Origin of the sequence: Burkholderia sp. RF2-non_BP3, assembly GCF_001522185.1 — a bacterium.
GTDB lineage: Bacteria > Pseudomonadota > Gammaproteobacteria > Burkholderiales > Burkholderiaceae > Burkholderia > Burkholderia diffusa.
In genome coordinates, this window is sequence record NZ_LOSU01000028.1 from 737,949 (window position 1) to 755,285 (window position 17,337).

Genomic DNA, 17,337 nt, shown 5'->3' on the forward strand with positions numbered 1-17,337 from the left:
AGGTCGAGCGCGCCACGCGCGACGCCCTCGGCGACGCTCAGCCGTTGCCGCCCTCGGCGACGCTCAGCCGTTGCCGCCGTCGCGCATCAGCGCCAGCCGGTTGTAGAGCGTTTTCAGGCTGATGCCGAGCGCTTTCGCCGCTTGCGGCTTGTTGCCGTCGAAGTGCTGCAGCGTCGCCGCGATGAAACGCTGCTGCGCGTGGTGCAGCGTCGCGCCGAGCGGCAGCGCCATCGCATCGTCCGATGTATGGTCGGGCAACATCGTCGGCTTCGGCAGCGCGACGTCGATGCCGTCATCCGCGAGGATGTACGCGCGCTCGATCGTGTTGTGCAATTCGCGCACGTTGCCGGGCCACGAATACGCGCGCAGCGCGGCGATCGCCGCGTCGGTCAGACGCTTGTGCGAGTGGTGCCGCACGTTGAGCACATCGACGAACTCGTGCGCGATCGCCTCGACGTCGCCGCTGCGCTGGCGCAGCGGCGGCACGTACAGCGCGAACGCGGCGAGACGATAGAACAGATCCTCGCGCAGCCGGCCGTCGCGCACGGCTTCGGCGGGATTGTGGCGGGTCGCCGACACGATGCGCACGTCGAGCGGAATCGACTCGGTGCCGCCGACCCGCACGATCGTGTTCGATTCGAGCGCCCGCAGCAGCTTCACCTGCAGCGACGCGGGCATCTCCGCGATCTCGTCGAGCAGCAGCGTGCCGCCGAACGCGGCTTCGAAGAATCCTTCACGTTGCGCGATCGCGCCGGTGAAGCTGCCTTTCTCGTGGCCGAACAACTGCGCTTCGGCAATGTCCGCCGGAATCGCGCCGCAGTTGACGGGGACGAACGGCCCGTCGCGTCGCGCGCTCAGGTCGTGCAGCCGCCGCGCGACGATATCCTTGCCGACCCCGCTTTCGCCGGCAATCATCACGCTGGCGCGGGTCGGAGCGATTTTCTCGATACGGCCGAGCAGCGTGCGCATCGCCGCGGAGCGGCCGGACAGCCGGCGCGCGTCGGCACGTTGCTTCGGACGGTTTGCGGATTCGGCCATAGGCGTCAGCGGGCCGTTTTGAAAATCGGCACCGCGCATCCCTTCTTTGCAATATCTATCATCGACAGCGAAACCGCACGGAAGGTGCCGCGATTTAAAAATTTCCAATGCCCGGTGCGATGACGCAAGAAATATGCGATCGCTGGGGCACGATGCCGCCGCCGGTGCTTTTTTACAGCCGACGAATGAGAAATTGAAAGATATCGGCCATCGCGTTCCCCGCAAGCACGGCAGGCCGTTGAGCGACGCGGCGCGACGGCACGCACACCTGACCTTGCCGCGAAGTCGCCGGGCGCGATGCGGCAGGTACGCGCATTGCGGCGTTCATAGGCTCGCCCGGTCCGCTCGGCGGCATGCCTTCGAGCGACGGTCGCAGGCGATGCAGGGAAACGATGAGAACTTTTACCCGCGAGCTGTTTCGGCAAGGCGCATGGGTCGCGCTGGCCGTCGGGCTGGCGTCCGCGCTGCAGGCGTGGGCGATTCACGTCGTCGGCATGCGCGAACCGTTTGCACCGCTGCCTTTGTACGTCGGTGTCGCGGCTGCGGCCTGGCTGACTTCGTTCGGCGGCGGTCTGGCGGCGACCGCCGCGAGCGCGGTCGTGATCGGCGCGTTGTGGTGGCGCGACATGTCGCTGCCTGCGCTGCTCATGCGGGCCGGCGTCTTCGCCGCGATCGGCTTCGTCGAGTGCATGCTCGTGCTGGCCGTCAAGCCGTTGCTCGCGAGCGACCGGCTGCGCGGGGCCGACGATGCCGAAGGAGATGATGCACGCACGCCGAGCCGCGAACCGGCGCCCGCGCCGCGCGCACTCGACGACATCCTGCTGCGCCGCGTGGTCGAAGCATCGCCCGACGCGATCGTCGGCGTCGACGCCGCACGGCGGATCACGAGCTGGAACCCGGCGGCGCGGCGCCTCTTCGGCATGGAGGTCGCGGCGGTGATCGGACGCGACGTCACGACGCTGATCGCGCCGCGCTGGCTGCGGCTGCATCCCGTTCCCGCATCGTTCGCGAACGCGCGCGCGCCCGCCGGCCCGCTCGACGTTCTGTGCGTGCGGCACGACGGCGGCCGGTTTCGCGCGACTTTCGCGGCAGCGCCGATCGTCGACGCGCAAGGCAACTGCACCGGCCTGTCCATGACGCTGCGCGAGGCGCGCGAACGCCGCCGCGACGAGCGGCGCTATCTGCGCTCGCTGCGCGGTGCGCGCGACGCGCGCGTGCAGGCCGACGAATCGAACCGGTTGAAGGACGAACTGCTGGCCACCGTGTCGCATGAATTGCGCACGCCGCTCAATGTGATCTACGGCTGGGTCGAGGTGCTGCGCAACGCCGAGGGCCAGAGCTTCGCGCACCAGGCGATCGACGCGATCGATCGTAGCGCGCGGTCGCTGTCGCGGATGGTCGGCGACCTGCTCGACGCGTCGTCGCTCGCGACGGGCCGGATGCGGCTCGAACGCACGCCCGTCGACCTGGTGCGCGTCGTGAACGAGGCGGTGCGCGAGCTCGGCGCGACCGCGGAGGCGAACGGGCTCGAACTGTCGACCGCGTGCGCGATGTCCAACTGCGTGATCTACGCGGACGGCGAGCGCATCCGTCAGGTGCTGTCGAACCTGCTGTCGAACGCGATCAAGTTCACGCCGCCGGGCGGCCACATCAAGGTGTCGCTGACCCGGGCCGGCGCGCGCGTGCGGCTGTCGGTCGCCGATTCGGGGCAGGGCATTTCCGCGGAACGCCTGCCGCATCTGTTCGATACGTTCAACCGGCCGGAAGGCGCGTCCGCGTCGCCGAAGCGCGGCCTCGGGCTCGGCCTGTCGATCGTGCGCAACATCGCGCGGCTGCATGGCGGCGAGGTTGCGGCCACGAGCGAAGGCGCCGGGCGCGGCACGACCGTGACGGTCATGCTGCCGGTGGAATGGGGCGCGGACAATCTGACCGGCCAGCCGTTGCGGCCGAGCGGCGCGTCGACGGCGGTTGCGCTCGACGGCCAGCGCGTGCTGGTGGTCGACGACGACGCGACGTCGCGCGCGAGTCTCGCGGCGGCGCTCGAAACGCTCGGCGCCCAGGTGTCGACCGCACAATCGGGTCGCGACGCGCTCGACGTGGTGGCGCGGCAGCCCCCGAGCGTCGTGCTGTCCGATCTCGCGATGCCGGACGGCGACGGCTTCTGGCTGCTCGACCACATCCGCCATTTGCAGAACGGCAGCGGGCGTCTGCCCGTCGTCGCGGTGACCGCGCACGCGGGCACGGCGGACCGGAACCGCGTGATGGCTGCCGGCTTCGACGCGTATCTGTGCAAGCCGGTCGACATGCCGACGCTGGCCAGCGTGATCGTCGACGTGGCGGGCGCCGGACGGCGCCGCTGACGCACGGCGGCCTCCGCAACACCCACCGGGAGGCACGATGAAGCGATCGAACAACACGCGGCGCGACGACGCCGGCGGCAAGCCGGCGCGCGCCGGGCGCATGCCGTTGAGCGTGCGGATCTCGTTTGCCGGCAACGCTTGCTTGCTGGTATCGGGCGTGCTCGCGGCGTTCTGCGGGTCGGCATGCACGCCGGCGCATGCGCAGGCGCCGCCTGCATCGTCCGTTCGTGTCGCGCCGGGCGTCGTCCGTCCCGGCGAGACCGCCGACGAGGCGGACATGACGCGGCGGCCCAACGGCATCGACGCGGAATTCGTCGACAAGGCGGGCATCGTCGGCAAGACGGAACTGCAGGCGAGCCAGCTCGCGCTCGATCGGTCGTCGAATCCGGACGTGAAGGCCTTCGCGCGCCGGATGATCGACGATCACGGTCGCGTCGCCGCGGATTTGCGCCGGCTCGGCGCGCAAAAAGGTTTGCCCGTGCAGACGCGCATGCTGGTCGATCCGGCGCTGACGGCCCTGCGAACCATGAATGGCGACGCATTCGACAAGGGGTACATCGCGCTGGCGGGATCGAACGCGCACGAGGCGGCGCTCAGGCTCTACGAAGCCGAAGCGCGCAACGGCCACGACCCGCAGCTTCGCGCATTCGCGGCCGACACGCTGCCGACGCTGAAGGCACATCTGGGCGCCGCGCGCGCGCTCGAGCGTTCGATCGCGGCCGCGCACTGATCCGCGATCAGTGCCGCCGCGTGTCGTTCTCGGGGCCGCCCGGCGACGCCTCGTACGGCGGCGAGTCGAGCGCCGTCTCGCCTTCCTCGATCAGCCAGTACGGCGATGCGCCGTAGTGCGCGTGCAGCGCCTCCGCCCACGCGGGATCGGCCATCGTCGGCCAGCGGTCCTTCTCGAAGCCCGGGGCGTCGCGCACCTGCTCGGTCGGCACGGGCAGCACGAAGCAGCGGCGCTCGACGTCGAGCGTCAGCACGCTCCACGGCACCGCGAGCAGCTTGTCGCCGATCCCGGCAAATCCGCCCGACGACACGACCGCGTACGCGATCCGGCCCGAGCGGATGTCGAGCATGATGTTCGTGACCTTGCCGATGTCATCGCCGTCGATCGTCAGCACGCGATCGTTTTCCAGCGTGCCGGCGGCCATTACGTCCGGCCCCGGCCCGCCGGCCGAACGGCCGCGGTCGCCGACAATGCGCGCCTGCGTGCGCGACGGTCTGTCCGTTGTCATCGCTTTTCTCCTGATCGAAGCGGCGCGGCGCATACGGCGCGCGGGCAGCGCGGTTGGGGTGGCCGCTCAGCGGCGGCGCGGCAGGGACACATCCTCGAGCGTATTCGCCAGCTCGTCGCGTGCCGGGCCGCCCGCGCGCGTCGCGATGTCGCCGAGCGACACCATCCCGACGATCTGGTGGTTGGCGTCGAGCACCGGCATCCGGTGCAGCTGTATGTCGGCCATCCGCTGCTGCACGTCGCCGACGCCGTCATCCTCGACGCACCACTGCACCGGTGCCGATGCGACCACTTTCACGGGGGTATCGGGTGGATGCCCGTGCGACAGCGCGCGTATCGCGAGGTCGCGGTCCGTCACGATCGCGACGAGCCCGCTGCCGTCGCACACCGGCAGCACGCCGATGTCGAAGCGCTGCATCAATTCGGCTGCATGGCGAATCGTGTCGGTGGGCGCGACGCACACTACGTCGCGCGACATGATTTCATTGACGCGATACATGAACGCCTCCTTCGTGAGGGAGACGATGCGGAAGCAGGACGCGTGCCGCGTTCAATCGACAGGCGCGAGACCTGCGCGGCCGTGCCACGGAGAAATTTGCCAGCCGGGTTGTACATCTTCCACGGCGGCAGCCGTGGCCGGGCCGCGTGCCGCGCTCAGTGGCCGACCCCCGTCATCACGACGATGGCGAGGACCAGCGCACTCTCGATCGCGGCCAGCGCTGCGACGCCCGCGGCGCCGCTGACTTCGTGCCATGCACGTTCAATGCGTTTCATCAGTTCACTCCGGTTGTGCCGGCCCGTCGCCACGCTGCCGCGCATCGCGGGCCGGGGTGCCGCCGTCAGCCGTGATCGCGGGGCGGTGGCGGGGCGTCGGGCGCGCGACGGTCGCGTTCGCCGGACGGCTTGCCGGGGTCGATGCGGGTCGCGCCGCCGACGGCGGGCGGATCGCTGGCCGGGAATGTCTCCTCGAGCCCTTCGTCGATGCGTTTCTCCGTCTTGTCTTCGGACGGCTTGCGCGACGCGGCCAGAGAGAGCGGGCCGGCGGCCGGTGACACGGCGCTGCGGCTGCCGGGGGCGGATGCGGTCATGATCGAACCTCCTTACGGGTACGACGGCCGCAAGCGCCGTGCCCGCGTGGCAGGGGCGGCATGACGCTTGCAGTCGTCGGGGCGGCCGGACGGGCGCAGATGCGGGCGGCCCGCCGCCGGTGTGGACGAGAGGACATCGTGATGATTGAACCCAGGAAAAGGATACGTTACGACGCGAACGTGTGCGGCGGCGATTTCCGCGATGTGCGCGAACGGTTCGACACGTGGAAGCGTGAATCGCGGATCCATCGGCCCGAGCGGCGCGTGTTCGACGGGAAGGACGAAGTCCGCGAGCTGAACCATACCGTCTACGCGGGGCCGGAAAGCGCGCAGCGGGCGCTGGTCGCGCGCTGCGCGCCGTCCGATCCGTTCGCGCTCGCGGTGCGGCTCGCCGCCGAAGGGCGCACCTTGTGGCTGGTGATGGCGGCATACGACGCATGACGGCGTGCGCGGTTGCGCCGCCGGGCAGGCACACCGGTTGCGTGCGCTCGCCGCGCCAATCGACACGCGCGAGCCGCCGCGCAGGAGTGACATGAGCATGCGATCCATGCTGCACCGACCCGAGCCGACGCCCGACGTCGATCCCGACCCGGCGCTGCCCGAGCACGACGATCCGTTCGATCCGCCTGTGCCCCCGGGGCTGCCGCAAGGCGATCCGCCGTCGCAGCCGCCGCCGATGCGAATGCCGGGCGGGCGCAGCCAACCACGGCCGGCCGCGCGATCACTGAAAGGAGGACCATCATGGACATTCACGTGCAATCGCCCGACAAGCGCGCGATCGCCCAGGTGCTGGGCCGCTATTTCGAGTCGCGTTCGCTGCGCTATCACATCGAGGAGCTGCCGGGCGGCGTGCTGCATATCGGTTTTCGCGCGAGCGGGCGCCCGGTCGCCGTCACCGTGTCGTTCGACGACACCGCCTACGACACCTACACGCACTGGGACGCGAGCCAGAAGCAGCTTGCGCTCGGGCGTCTCGCCGACGGCTTCTCGCGCATGATGGCGAAGCGCAGTCCGGCCGCGCTGGCCGGCGACTATCACGTCGAGCGTTTCTGATTCCGCAATCCTGCGCCCGTTCGTACCGGAAACCGGCAAAGTGCCCGTGCTCAACGGGCGCTTTGCGGCTACGCGCGCGTCGCGTAGGATGTTCACAATTCAGCGCACGCTACGTTCGCGCCGTCGGCTGCCTGCCGTTGCAGCCGATCGGGATGCGACGCGCTTTCCCTCTGGTTCGTTTCATGCAACCGACGGAGACCGCCTTGATGACCGTTGCCCGCCCGTTGTTGTCGCCCGGCGCTCGCCGGTTCGTGTCCGGCCTGTCGGCCTTCGCCGCGCTCGCAGCGGCGGGTGCGCGCGACGCGTCGGCGCAGACGCCTTCGCCGCTCGGCGAATGGCAATACTCGGCGGGCGTTCCGCTGCAGAAACTGTTCAGTCCGACGGTCCCGACGTGGCAGGTCAGCGTCGGCGCGGCGATGACGCTCCAGCCGCGCTACGCGGGCTCCGACCGCTACCGCGTGATGGGCGGCCCGAATGTGGACGTGCGCTATCGCGACCTGTTCTTCCTGTCGACGGGCGAGGGGCTCGGCGCGAACGTGCTGCGCGGGCCCAACTGGCGCGTGAGCCTGTCGGTCGGCTATGACCTCGGGCGCCGCTCGGCCGACGACCTCGACCACCTGAACGGGCTCGACAACATCAATGCGGCGCCGGTGATGAAGCTCGCGGCCGATTACGTGATCTCGAAGGAATTTCCGCTCGTGCTGCGCGCGGATGTCCGGCGCAGCATCGGCGGCTCGAACGGCTGGGTCGGCGATTTCTCCGCGTACATGCCGATGCCGGGCAGCAACGAACACTTCTTCTGGTTCGCCGGGCCGACGGTGTCGTTCGCCGATTCGCGCTACATGAACAGCTGGTTCGGCGTGAACGCGGGGGCGTCCGCCCGTTCGGGGCTGCCGACCTATTCGTCGGGCGCGGGGATGAAGTCGTTCGGTGCGGGCGTGACGATGGTCTGGTTCATCGACAAGCACTGGTTCGTGACGATGGACGGCGCGATCGAACAGCTCGTCGGCCGTGCAAGGCGCAGCCCGGTCACGCAGCAGTCGACGAACGGCGTGTTCGACATGTCGGTGAATTACCAGTTCTGAACCGGACCGGCGGGGGCAGCCGTGCGCGGCGCGGCATGCGGCATTTTTCGTCACATTTGATATGATTCCGACCTGTACAAACGTACAGTGATCGATCCCCGTGACGCCTGCATCGCCGACGCCCCCGGCGTTTTACTACCTGACCAATTTCGAACGCGCGCTGGCGTGGCTCGGCGAGCGTTACGACGACCTGCTCGATGCGCGCGAACACGCGTTCCTTCGGGATTTCGCGCAGCTGCCGAAAGCGTCGCGCGCGTTGCTCGTGCGGATGCTGATGCGCAGCGGGTCCGACTTCCGCGCGAGCAAGCTCGTGTACGACGAGATCGGTAGCACGCTCGACGCGGCCGCGCCGCTCGTCGAGCTCGGCTGGGTCGATCCGGCGCCCGCGCTTACGCTCGACGAACTGTTCGCGCTGTCGACCAAGGCCGATCTCCTGAAGGTGTTCCCGTCGCTCGCCGCGCACGCGGGCGAGCGCAAACCCGACTGGCTCGAGCGGCTGCGGCCCGCGCATGACGTGGCGCAGCCGCTCGACGCTTGGTGCGCGCAGGCCGACGATCGCGTGCTGCGCGTGACGGTCGGCGCGCTGTGCGACCGGTTGCGATTGATGTTCTTCGGCAATCTTCATCAGGACTGGAGCGAATTCGTGCTCGCCGATCTCGGCGTGTTCCAGTACGAAAGCGTGCCGTTCGCGCCGTCGTCGCGCGCGTTCCAGCAGCGCGACGACATCGAGACGTATCTTGCGCTGCAGACCTGCCGCGAAGCACTCGATGCGTGGCCCGACGACCTGCCGTTCGACGCGCTGCTGCAGGCGATCGACGCGGTCGGCTGCGTACAGCCGTGGCTCGCGACGCGCCGCGCGAAGCTGCTGTTCGCGCTCGGGCAGACCTGCGAGCGCCGCGCCGACTGGACCGCCGCGCTCGACGCGTATGCGCGCAGCGCGTGGCCGGGCAGCCGGCACCGGCGCATTCGCGTGCTCGAACGCTGCGGACGCGACGACGATGCGCTCGCGCTGGCGCTCGACGCGCGCAACGCCTTCGAAAGCGACGAGGAGCGTCAGCGCGTCGAGCGGATGCTGCCGCGCCTGCAGCGCCGTCTCGGGCAGCGGGTCGAACGCGCGGGCAGCGCGCCGGACGTGCCGCGCGAGACGCTCGTGCTCGCGCGCCCCGACGCATTCGTCAGCGTCGAATACGCGGTGCGCGACCACCTTGCACGGCCCGACGCGCCGGTTCACTACGTCGAGAACACGCTGATCAATTCGTTGTTCGGGTTGCTGTGCTGGGAGCCCGTGTTCGCGGCCGTGCCCGGCGCGTTCTTTCACCCGTTTCAGCGCGGCCCGGCCGACCTGCACGCGCCCGATTTCGCGGTACGCCGCACCGACGCATTCGCCGCGTGTTTCGCGCAACTCGATTCGGGTGCGTACCGCGACACGATCCGCCGGCACTACGCGACGAAGACGGGGCTGCAATCGCCGTTCGTGTTCTGGGGCGTGCTGACCGACGAACTGCTCGACGAGGCGCTGGCATGCCTGCCGGCCGAGCACCTGCGGCTGTGGTTCACGCGCCTGCTCGCCGATATCCGCGGCAATCGCTCGGGGCTGCCCGACCTCGTCCGTTTCTGGCCCGGCGAGCGGCGCTATGAACTGATCGAGGTGAAGGGCCCCGGCGACCGGCTGCAGGACAACCAGACGCGCTGGCTCGCGTACTGCATCGCGCACGGCATGCCGGTGCGCGTCGTCGATGTCGAATGGGCGGGCGCGGGCGTCCGCCAGGACGAGGCGGCGGGGTTGTCCGCATGAGCTATGTCGTCGCGGTGCGGGCGATGTGCGAGTTCACCGCGCGGCGCGGCGATCTCGACTTGCGCTTCACGCCCGCGCCGACCGCGCTCGAAGGCATCGCGGGTCATGGCGCCGTCACGTCGAAGCGCGGCGCACGCTACGAAACCGAGATCGCGCTGACCGGCACGTGGGGCACGCTCACCGTGCGCGGGCGCGCGGACGGCTACGATCCCGTCGCGAACCGGCTCGAGGAGATCAAGACCTATCGCGGCAGCCTCGACGCGATGCCGGCCAATCATCGCGCGCTGCACTGGGCGCAGGCGAAGGTCTATGCGCACCTGATGTGCGACGCGCGCGGCCTCGCGGAAATCGACGTCGCGCTCGTGTATTTCGACGTCGTGTCGGAGCGCGAGACCGTGCTGACGGAGACGCTCGGCGCAAGCGCGCTCGCCGCGTTCTTCGCCGAGCAGTGCGAGTGCTTCGTCGGCTGGGCCGAGCGCGAGACCGCGCATCGCGCGGCGCGCGATACGGCGCTGCGCGCGTTGACGTTTCCGCACGGGCAATTTCGCAGCGGTCAGCGCGAGCTGGCCGTGTCCGTCTACCGGGCGGCGCGCGACGAACGCTGCCTGATGGCGCAGGCGCCGACCGGCATCGGCAAGACGCTCGGCACGGTGTTCCCGCTGCTGAAGGCGTGCGGCGAGGGCGAGCTCGATCACGTGTTCTTCCTGACCGCGAAGACGCCCGGCCGGGCGCTCGCGCTCGAAGCGGCGACCACGCTCGGCGCCGGCACGCCGGCGCTGCCGCTGCGCGTGCTGGAGCTCGTCGCGCGCGACAAGGCGTGCGAGCATCCGGATCGCGCGTGTCACGGCGAATCGTGCCCGCTCGCGCAAGGCTTCTACGATCGGTTGCCGGCGGCGCGCGACGCGGCGATCGACGCCGGGCTGCTCGATCGCGACACCGTGCGCGAGGCGGCCCTCGCGCATGACGTCTGTCCGTACTACCTCGCGCAGGAGCTTGCGCGCTGGTCGGACATGATGATCGGCGACTACAACTACTACTACGACGGCAGCGCGATGCTGCATACGCTCGCGCAGCAGAACCAGTGGCGTGTCGGCGTGCTCGTCGACGAGGCGCACAACCTGCTCGATCGCGCCCGCAAGATGTACAGCGCATCGCTCGACCCGTTCGCGTTCGCGGCCGCGCGCGAGGCCGCGCCCACGGCACTGCGCAAGGCGTTCGACCGGCTCGCGCGCGCGTGGGGCACGCTCAATCGCGCACAGGCCGAGCGCTACGCGGCGTATCCGGAGATTCCGGGGCCGATCGTGACGGCCGTGCAGAACCTCGTCGCGGCGATCGGCGAACACCTGACCGATGCGCCGCGTGCGAACGGCGATGCGCTGTTGCGCTTTCATTTCGAGGCGATCCAGTTCGGTGTGCTCGCCGACGCGTTCGACAGCGCGTCGATCTTCGACGCGACGCTGCACGGCGAGCCGCTGCCGCGCCAGTCCGGGCTCGACGGCGTCGCGCCGGCCGCGCGGCGGCGCCGTATCCAGTCGACGCTGTGCGTGCGCAACGTGATTCCGGCCGGCTTTCTCGCGTCGCGCTACGAAGCCGCACGCGCGACCGTGCTGTTTTCCGGCACGCTGAGCCCGTTTCATTTCTATCGCGACACGCTCGGACTGCCGGCCGACACGGGCTGGCTCGACGTCGACGGACCGTTCCGTGCCGAGCAACTGACCGTGCGCGTCGCGAGCCACGTGTCGACGCGCTGGCGCGACCGCGATCGTTCGCTCGAACCGATCGTGGACCTGATCGCCGCGCAATATGCGACGCGGCCCGGCAACTACCTCGGTTTTCTCAGCAGCTTCGACTATCTCGGGCGCGTCGTCGCGCTGATGCAGACGCGCCACCCGGACGTGCCCGTATGGGCCCAGGCGCCCGGCATGGCCGAAAGCGAGCGCGACGCGTTTCTCGCGCGCTTCGACGCGGGCGGGCGCGGGGTCGGCTTCGCGGTGCTGGGCGGCGCGTTCTCGGAGGGCGTGGATCTCGTCGGCGAGCGGCTGATCGGCGCGTTCATCGCGACGCTCGGGCTGCCGCAGGTCAACGACGTCAACGAACAGATGCGGCGCGCGATGGATGCGCGTTTCGGCAACGGATACGACTACATGTATCTGTACCCGGGCTTGCAGAAGGTCGTGCAGGCGGCCGGGCGCGTCATCCGCACCGAACACGACGAGGGCGTCGTGCATCTGATCGACGATCGTTACCGGCGGCGCGAGGTGCGCGATCTGTTGCCGAGGTGGTGGCGGATCGGGTGACCTGCCGGACGGGTGTCGTGCGCCCGCTTGCGCGAATTCCTAAAGCACGTTCAGCATCGCGAGCGCGGCTTCCTGCAGATGCGGCAGCACGCGCCGCACGGCCGCGTCGGTCGACTCCGCACCGATCGGCATGTTCGTGCTCAGCGCGGCGACGACTTCGCCGTGACGGTTCTTCAGCGGCACCGCGATGCCGCGCACGCCGACCTGCAGTTGCTGCTCGATCACCGCGAAGCCCGCGTCGCGCGCGTGGTCGACCTGTTCGAGCAGGCGTGCCTTGTTGGTGATGGTGTGCGGCGTGAACGGCGCGAGTTCGGTGGCGTCGAGCCACGCGCGGACGGCCTCGCGATCCGGATGATGCGCGAGCAGCACGACGCCCGGCGACGTCAGCGGGGCGGGCACGCGCGCGCCGAGCACGAAGCCGGTCGTCATCACGCGCGACACGCCGTTGCGGGCGATGAACACGAGTTCCCAGCCATCGAGCACGCTCACGTACGCCGATTCGTTCAGCGACGCGCTCAGCTGCTGCAGATAGGGCTGGACCGTGCGCGGCAGGCGCGCCGAGTCGAAGTACGACCAGCCGACCCGCAGCACGCGCGGCGTGAGGCCGTACAGCTTGCCGTCGGTGTACACGTAGCCCAGCGATTCGAGCGTCAGCAGGTAGCGTCGCGCGGCCGTGCGCGTGAGACCGGTGCGGGCAGCCGCCTGGGTGGGCGTCATCCGCGCGTGCTGGCTGTCGAATGCTTCGAGGATCATCAGGCCCTTTTCGAGGCCGGCAATCCAGTCGCGTCGGTCGAGGTCGGGCTTTTTCATCGTCGGTGGCGCACGGGTGGGCGCGCGGTGTTCGCGCGGGAATGCGCGATTATCGCGCAGTCCAACAGCGTGCGAAAGCGATCGACGGACGTGCGATGGGCGACGAAGAGGGGGAATGTGCCGGGCGGCGACGGTACGGCCGGTCAGAACCGGTGGCCGCTGTCCTTGTTCGCCAGGGGGCGTCCGGTGAATGCGGGGGAGGCAGGATACGCGGCGCGGACATCGTCCACGCCGCATCCGGATCGACGTTACTCGCTGCTCGTCCACTCGACGTTCGCCCCGACCGAACGCAGGTTTTCGACGAAGTGCGGGTGCGCGCGGCGGATCGGCAGCGCGTTCATGATTTCGGAGCGCCCTTCGATGCTGGCGGCCACCATCAGCAGCGCGATCGCGACGCGGATGATGTACGGGCTCTCGACGCGCGCCGGCGTCAGTTGCAGCCCGCCGAACGTGATCAGCCGGTGCGGGTCGGACAGCAGCACGTGCGCGCCGAACTTCGACAGTTCGCCGGACCAGCCGAGCGCGCCGTCGTAGACCTTGTTCCAGAACATCGCGCTGCCTTCCGCGCGCACGCCGAGCGCGATGAAGATCGGCAGCAGGTCGACCGGCAGGTACGGCCACGGCGCGGCTTCGACCTTGGTCAGGATGTTCTGCGTGAACGGCCGCCGCACGCGCAGCGGGCCGTCGCGTTCCGCGCGCGACCAGCCGTCGCGGTGCGTGACGGTCACGCCGAACTTCGCGAATGTGCGGTCGATCAGCGGGAAATGCTCCGGCGACGAGTTGCGCACGGTGATGTCGCCGCCCGTGATCGCGCCGAGCGCGAGGAACGTCGCGATTTCGTGGAAATCCTCCGCGAAGCGGAATTCGCCGCCGCCGAGCTTGCCGCCGCCCGTCACGCACAGGCGCGACGTGCCGATGCCTTCGATCGCGACGCCGATCATCGCGAGGAACTGGCAGAACTCCTGCACGTGCGGCTCGGACGCCGCATTCATCAGCGTGGACGTGCCACCTGCCGCCGTCGCACACAGCGCGAAGTTTTCGGTGGTGGTCACCGATGCGTAGTCGAGCCAGTGATCGTTGGCGGTCAGCGGGCCGTCGGCACGGACGATCAGCGAATCGGGCGTGCGCTGGATGTGCGCGCCGAAGCGCTCGAACACTTCGACGTGCGGATCGATTTCGCGCACGCCGAGCGTGCAGCCCTTCACGTCGTTCTCGAGGCGCGCGACGCCGAAGCGCGCGAGCAGCGGCGGAATCAGCATGATCGACGAGCGCATCGCCTCGGGCAGGCGGTGCACGGCCGGGTCGAACGTCGTGTTGCGATGGTGGAGATCGAGAATGCCTGTCGCGAAGTCGACCGACACGTCGCTGCCGAGCGTGCGGAAGATGTCGAGGATCTTGCGCACGTCGGTGATGTCAGGCACGCCGACGAGGCGCAGCGGCTGATCGGTCAACAGGGTGGCGCACAGAATCGGCAGGACGGCGTTCTTGTTCGCGGAAGGCTTGATGTCCCCGCGCAGCGGAGTGCCGCCGTGGACGATGAGATTCGACATGATATGGGGGCGTATCTGTGACTGACGTAGGCCCATATGATGCCATTGGTCGGCGGGTGGCGTGGAATGTTCAGAGGGGAAAAAGGGCTTCTGCCCGCGGGATTGACCGTGTTTGACGTTGGGCGGGGCGCGATCCCCTTGCTCGGCCGGGGACGGCAGCCGGTGCGGAAATGGCCGGCGCGCATCGCGGCCGGCCATCCGGTCATGGCCTCACTGCGCCGCCCGCATCCGCGCGGCGACCACCAGCGAGATCAGGCAGCCCACCGCGAGATAGCCGGCGACGAGGTGCCACGATCCGCCGGCCATGCTGACCAGCGCCACCGCGATGAACGGCGTGAACCCGCCGCCGACGACGCTCGCGAACTGATAGCCGACGCCCGCGCCGCTGTAGCGGTATTCCGCGCCGAACAGCTCGGTGAAGAGCGGCTGCTGGACGCTCACGACCATGTCGTGCGCGGCGTTCGCCAGCAGGATCGAGAAGACCACGATCCACGCGATCGAGCGCGATTCCAGCGCGACGAAGAACGGCACCGCCGACGCGAGACCGATCAGCGCGCCGATCAGGTAGATGCGGCGCAGGCCGAAGCGGTCGGCGAGCCACGCGAAGCACGGGATCGTCACGCAGCTCACCGCGCCGACCAGCAGGCCGATGTTCAGGAACAGGTCGCGTGACATCCCGAGGTTCGACGTCGAATAGCTGAGCGCGAACGCAGTGACGATATACATCGTGAACAGCTCGGCGAGCCGCAGCGCGACGATCAGCAGGAACGCCTTCGGATGGCGCGTCAGCGCTTCCAGCACCGGCAGGCGGAGCTTGCGGTTGCCGTGCTCGACCTTCTCGACGAACTCCTGCGACTCGTCCATGCTCTTGCGGACCCACAGCCCGATCAGCACCAGCACGATGCTGAACACGAACGGCAGGCGCCAGCCCCACGACTTGAACGCGGCCTCGCCGAGCGTATGGCTCAGGATCGACACGATCCCCGTCGCCAGCACGAGGCCGACGCCGTAGCCGACCTGCACGCCGCTGCTGTAGAACGCCTTCTTCTGCTTCGGCGCGCTCTCGACGGCCATCAGCGCCGCGCCGCCCCATTCGCCGCCGACGGCGAAGCCCTGGATCGCACGCATCAGCACCAGCAACACGGGCGCCCACCAGCCGATCGTCGCGAAGCTCGGCAGCAGGCCGATCGCGACGGTCGACAGCCCCATCAGCATGACGGTCAGCACGAGCATCCGCTTGCGGCCGAGCCGGTCGCCGTAATGGCCGAACACGACGCCGCCGAGCGGGCGGAACAGGAAGCCGACGCCGAAGGTCGCGAACGCCGCGAGCGTGCCCATGGTCGGGCTGACTTTCGGAAAGAATTCGGAATTGAAGACGAGTGCGGCGACGATCCCGTACAGCAGGAAGTCGTACCAGTCGACGACGGCGCCGACGAAGCTGCCGATCGCGGCCTTGCGCGCCTGGCTGCGCGCGCGGGTGCCGACGGCGGCGTCGAGGGTGTCGAAGGTTGGGGTCATGGCGATGTCTCCTGGCACGGCGCATCGTGGAATCGTGGCGGCGCCGCGTCCGATGCTGCATTGAAGTCGATGAGTGAACGGAGAATAGGGCGCACGCCGCACGGCGGCAATTGGCCGATCGGCCAAAATGCGCGATTATCGTTCAGTCGTGTGCGATTATCGAACGCTTTCCGGGTTTGCACTAGGCGCGACACCCATATCCCGTTCAGCCAGGGTGTGCCGCCGTGAACGATCTGGTTAAAATCGGGACCATCAAAACCTCGTCCGAATCGGGCGGATGTCCGGCCGTCACATCGGCCGGGCGTGCCGCGCGAGCCGGGCGTCATCCCCATCGACCGCATGCCTCCGGAGACTGGAATGCCCGGCAATTCCCACCCCCTGTCCAGCGATACGCCGCCCGTTGCCGATCCGGCCGCCAATCCGCTCGGGATGGCCGGACTCGAATTCGTCGAGTTCGCGGCGCCGGTGCCGGACGCGCTCGCGCAACGTTTCGAGCAGCTCGGGTTCAAGGCGATCGCGCGCCATGTGAGCAAGAACGTCACGCTGTACCGGCAGGGACAGATGCAGTTCCTGATCAATGCCGAACCCGATTCGTTCGCCGCGCGCTATGCGGAGGAATACGGGATGGGCGTCTGCGCGATCGGGCTGCGCGTGGCGAGCGCGCGCCGCGCGTTCGAGCGTGCGATCGAGCTCGGCGCGTGGGCGTTCGAGGGCGAGCGGATCGGGGTCGGCGAGCTGAAGATTCCCGCGATCCAGGGGATCGGCGATTCGCACCTTTATTTCGTCGACCGCTGGCGCGGGCGGGACGGCCAGCGCGGCGGCGTCGGCGACATCTCGATCTTCGACATCGATTTCCGGCCGATCGACATCGCGACCGCGCATACCGATGTCGAGTGCGTCGGCACGGGCCTGCAGCAGGTCGATCACTTCACGCAGACGGTCGGCGCGGGGCGCATGCGCGAGTGGCTGGACTTCTATCACGACCTGCTGCACTTCCGCGAAATCCATGAAATCGACGCGCACTGGCATGTGTCGGAAGAATCGCGCGTGATGGTGTCGCCGTGCGGCGCGGTGCGGATTCCGGTCTACGAGGAAGGCACGCGGCGCACCGAGCTGATGCACGCGTATCTGCCCGACCACCCGGGCGAAGGCGTCCAGCACGTTGCGCTCGCGACCGACGACATCCTGGCGAGCGTCGATGCGCTGCGTGCGAACGGTGTCGAATTCATCGAACCGCCTGCGCGCTATTACGACGAAGTCGATGCGCGGCTGCCGGGGCACGGCGTCGATCTCGACGCGCTGCGCCGCCGTGCGGTGCTGGTCGACGGCGAGATCGGCAGCGACGGCGTGCCGCGCCTGTTCTTCCAGACCTTCGTGAAGCGCCGGCCCGGCGAGATCTTCTTCGAGATCGTGCAGCGGCAGGGGCACCACGGATTCGGGGAAGGGAACCTCGCGGCGCTGGCCCGCGCCCGCGACGCCGGCTGAGCGGCAGGCGCAGGATCGTGA

Annotated in this window: 14 protein-coding genes and 1 pseudogene; 8 read left to right on the plus strand and 7 right to left on the minus strand. The window is 69.1% G+C overall.

The genetic code is table 11. From position 1 onward, the window contains the following. Positions 1 to 63: 63 nt before the first annotated feature. Positions 64 to 1,100 (minus strand): annotated as a pseudogene (locus WS45_RS13740) (sigma-54 interaction domain-containing protein). A gap of 330 nt (positions 1,101 to 1,430) precedes the next feature. Between WS45_RS13740 and WS45_RS13745 the strand changes: the two are divergent. Continuing rightward, on the plus strand, positions 1,431 to 3,398 hold the full coding sequence (locus WS45_RS13745) for a hybrid sensor histidine kinase/response regulator (RefSeq protein WP_059700356.1): 1,968 nt from the start codon (positions 1,431 to 1,433) through the stop codon (positions 3,396 to 3,398). Positions 3,399 to 3,498: 100 nt separating this feature from the next. Next, complete coding sequence (locus WS45_RS13750; RefSeq protein WP_059700595.1) at positions 3,499 to 4,128, plus strand: DUF4142 domain-containing protein; 630 nt, start codon at positions 3,499 to 3,501, stop codon at positions 4,126 to 4,128. Positions 4,129 to 4,135: 7 nt separating this feature from the next. Here WS45_RS13750 and WS45_RS13755 read toward each other — a convergent pair whose 3' ends face one another. From WS45_RS13755 to WS45_RS13765, 3 genes are all read right to left on the minus strand, one after another. Further along, on the minus strand, positions 4,136 to 4,636 hold the full coding sequence (locus tag WS45_RS13755) for a PRC-barrel domain-containing protein (RefSeq protein WP_059525415.1): 501 nt from the start codon (positions 4,634 to 4,636) through the stop codon (positions 4,136 to 4,138). A 66-nt stretch (positions 4,637 to 4,702) separates the two neighbouring features. After that, complete coding sequence (locus WS45_RS13760; protein ID WP_059525418.1) at positions 4,703 to 5,134, minus strand: CBS domain-containing protein; 432 nt, start codon at positions 5,132 to 5,134, stop codon at positions 4,703 to 4,705. 340 nt (positions 5,135 to 5,474) lie between these two features. Further along, a complete protein-coding gene (locus tag WS45_RS13765; RefSeq protein ID WP_059700358.1) occupies positions 5,475 to 5,723 on the minus strand; it encodes a hypothetical protein in 249 nt (82 codons plus the stop codon). 141 nt (positions 5,724 to 5,864) lie between these two features. On the opposite strand from WS45_RS13765, the gene WS45_RS13770 reads away from it, so the two are divergent. The 5 genes from WS45_RS13770 to WS45_RS13790 all read left to right on the plus strand — a co-directional run bounded on the left by WS45_RS13770 (position 5,865) and on the right by WS45_RS13790 (position 11,953). Further along, positions 5,865 to 6,164 (plus strand): hypothetical protein, encoded by a 300-nt coding sequence (locus tag WS45_RS13770; RefSeq protein WP_059525422.1) that lies wholly within the window; start codon positions 5,865 to 5,867, stop codon positions 6,162 to 6,164. 300 nt (positions 6,165 to 6,464) lie between these two features. Further along, positions 6,465 to 6,776: a hypothetical protein gene (locus tag WS45_RS13775; RefSeq protein WP_044843100.1), complete on the plus strand. Its 312-nt coding sequence runs from the start codon at positions 6,465 to 6,467 to the stop codon at positions 6,774 to 6,776. A gap of 206 nt (positions 6,777 to 6,982) precedes the next feature. Then, positions 6,983 to 7,861 carry a MipA/OmpV family protein gene (locus WS45_RS13780; protein ID WP_059690225.1) on the plus strand — a complete coding sequence of 293 codons (879 nt, stop codon included), beginning with the start codon at positions 6,983 to 6,985 and terminating at the stop codon, positions 7,859 to 7,861. A gap of 100 nt (positions 7,862 to 7,961) precedes the next feature. Then, positions 7,962 to 9,656, plus strand: a complete 1,695-nt coding sequence (locus WS45_RS13785; RefSeq protein WP_059700362.1) for a VRR-NUC domain-containing protein — start codon at positions 7,962 to 7,964, stop codon at positions 9,654 to 9,656. Beyond that, complete coding sequence (locus WS45_RS13790; RefSeq protein ID WP_059700364.1) at positions 9,653 to 11,953, plus strand: ATP-dependent DNA helicase; 2,301 nt, start codon at positions 9,653 to 9,655, stop codon at positions 11,951 to 11,953. The genes WS45_RS13785 and WS45_RS13790 overlap by 4 nt, the downstream gene beginning before the upstream one ends. A gap of 39 nt (positions 11,954 to 11,992) precedes the next feature. Here the strand turns inward: WS45_RS13790 and WS45_RS13795 are convergent, their stop codons facing one another. From WS45_RS13795 to shiA, 3 genes are all read right to left on the minus strand, one after another. After that, entirely contained in the window at positions 11,993 to 12,763 is a 771-nt protein-coding gene (locus WS45_RS13795; protein WP_059525428.1) for an IclR family transcriptional regulator domain-containing protein, read from the minus strand. Positions 12,764 to 13,011: 248 nt separating this feature from the next. After that, positions 13,012 to 14,313 carry a UDP-N-acetylglucosamine 1-carboxyvinyltransferase gene (locus WS45_RS13800; protein WP_059525430.1) on the minus strand — a complete coding sequence of 434 codons (1,302 nt, stop codon included), beginning with the start codon at positions 14,311 to 14,313 and terminating at the stop codon, positions 13,012 to 13,014. A 210-nt stretch (positions 14,314 to 14,523) separates the two neighbouring features. Further along, positions 14,524 to 15,831 carry a shikimate transporter gene (shiA, locus tag WS45_RS13805; RefSeq protein WP_059700366.1) on the minus strand — a complete coding sequence of 436 codons (1,308 nt, stop codon included), beginning with the start codon at positions 15,829 to 15,831 and terminating at the stop codon, positions 14,524 to 14,526. A 357-nt stretch (positions 15,832 to 16,188) separates the two neighbouring features. Here shiA and WS45_RS13810 point away from each other — a divergent pair, with 357 nt between their 5' ends. After that, the gene (locus tag WS45_RS13810) at positions 16,189 to 17,316 is read left to right on the plus strand and encodes a 4-hydroxyphenylpyruvate dioxygenase family protein (protein ID WP_059525434.1); all 1,128 of its coding nucleotides are present in this window, start codon (positions 16,189 to 16,191) and stop codon (positions 17,314 to 17,316) included. Positions 17,317 to 17,337 lie beyond the last annotated feature (21 nt).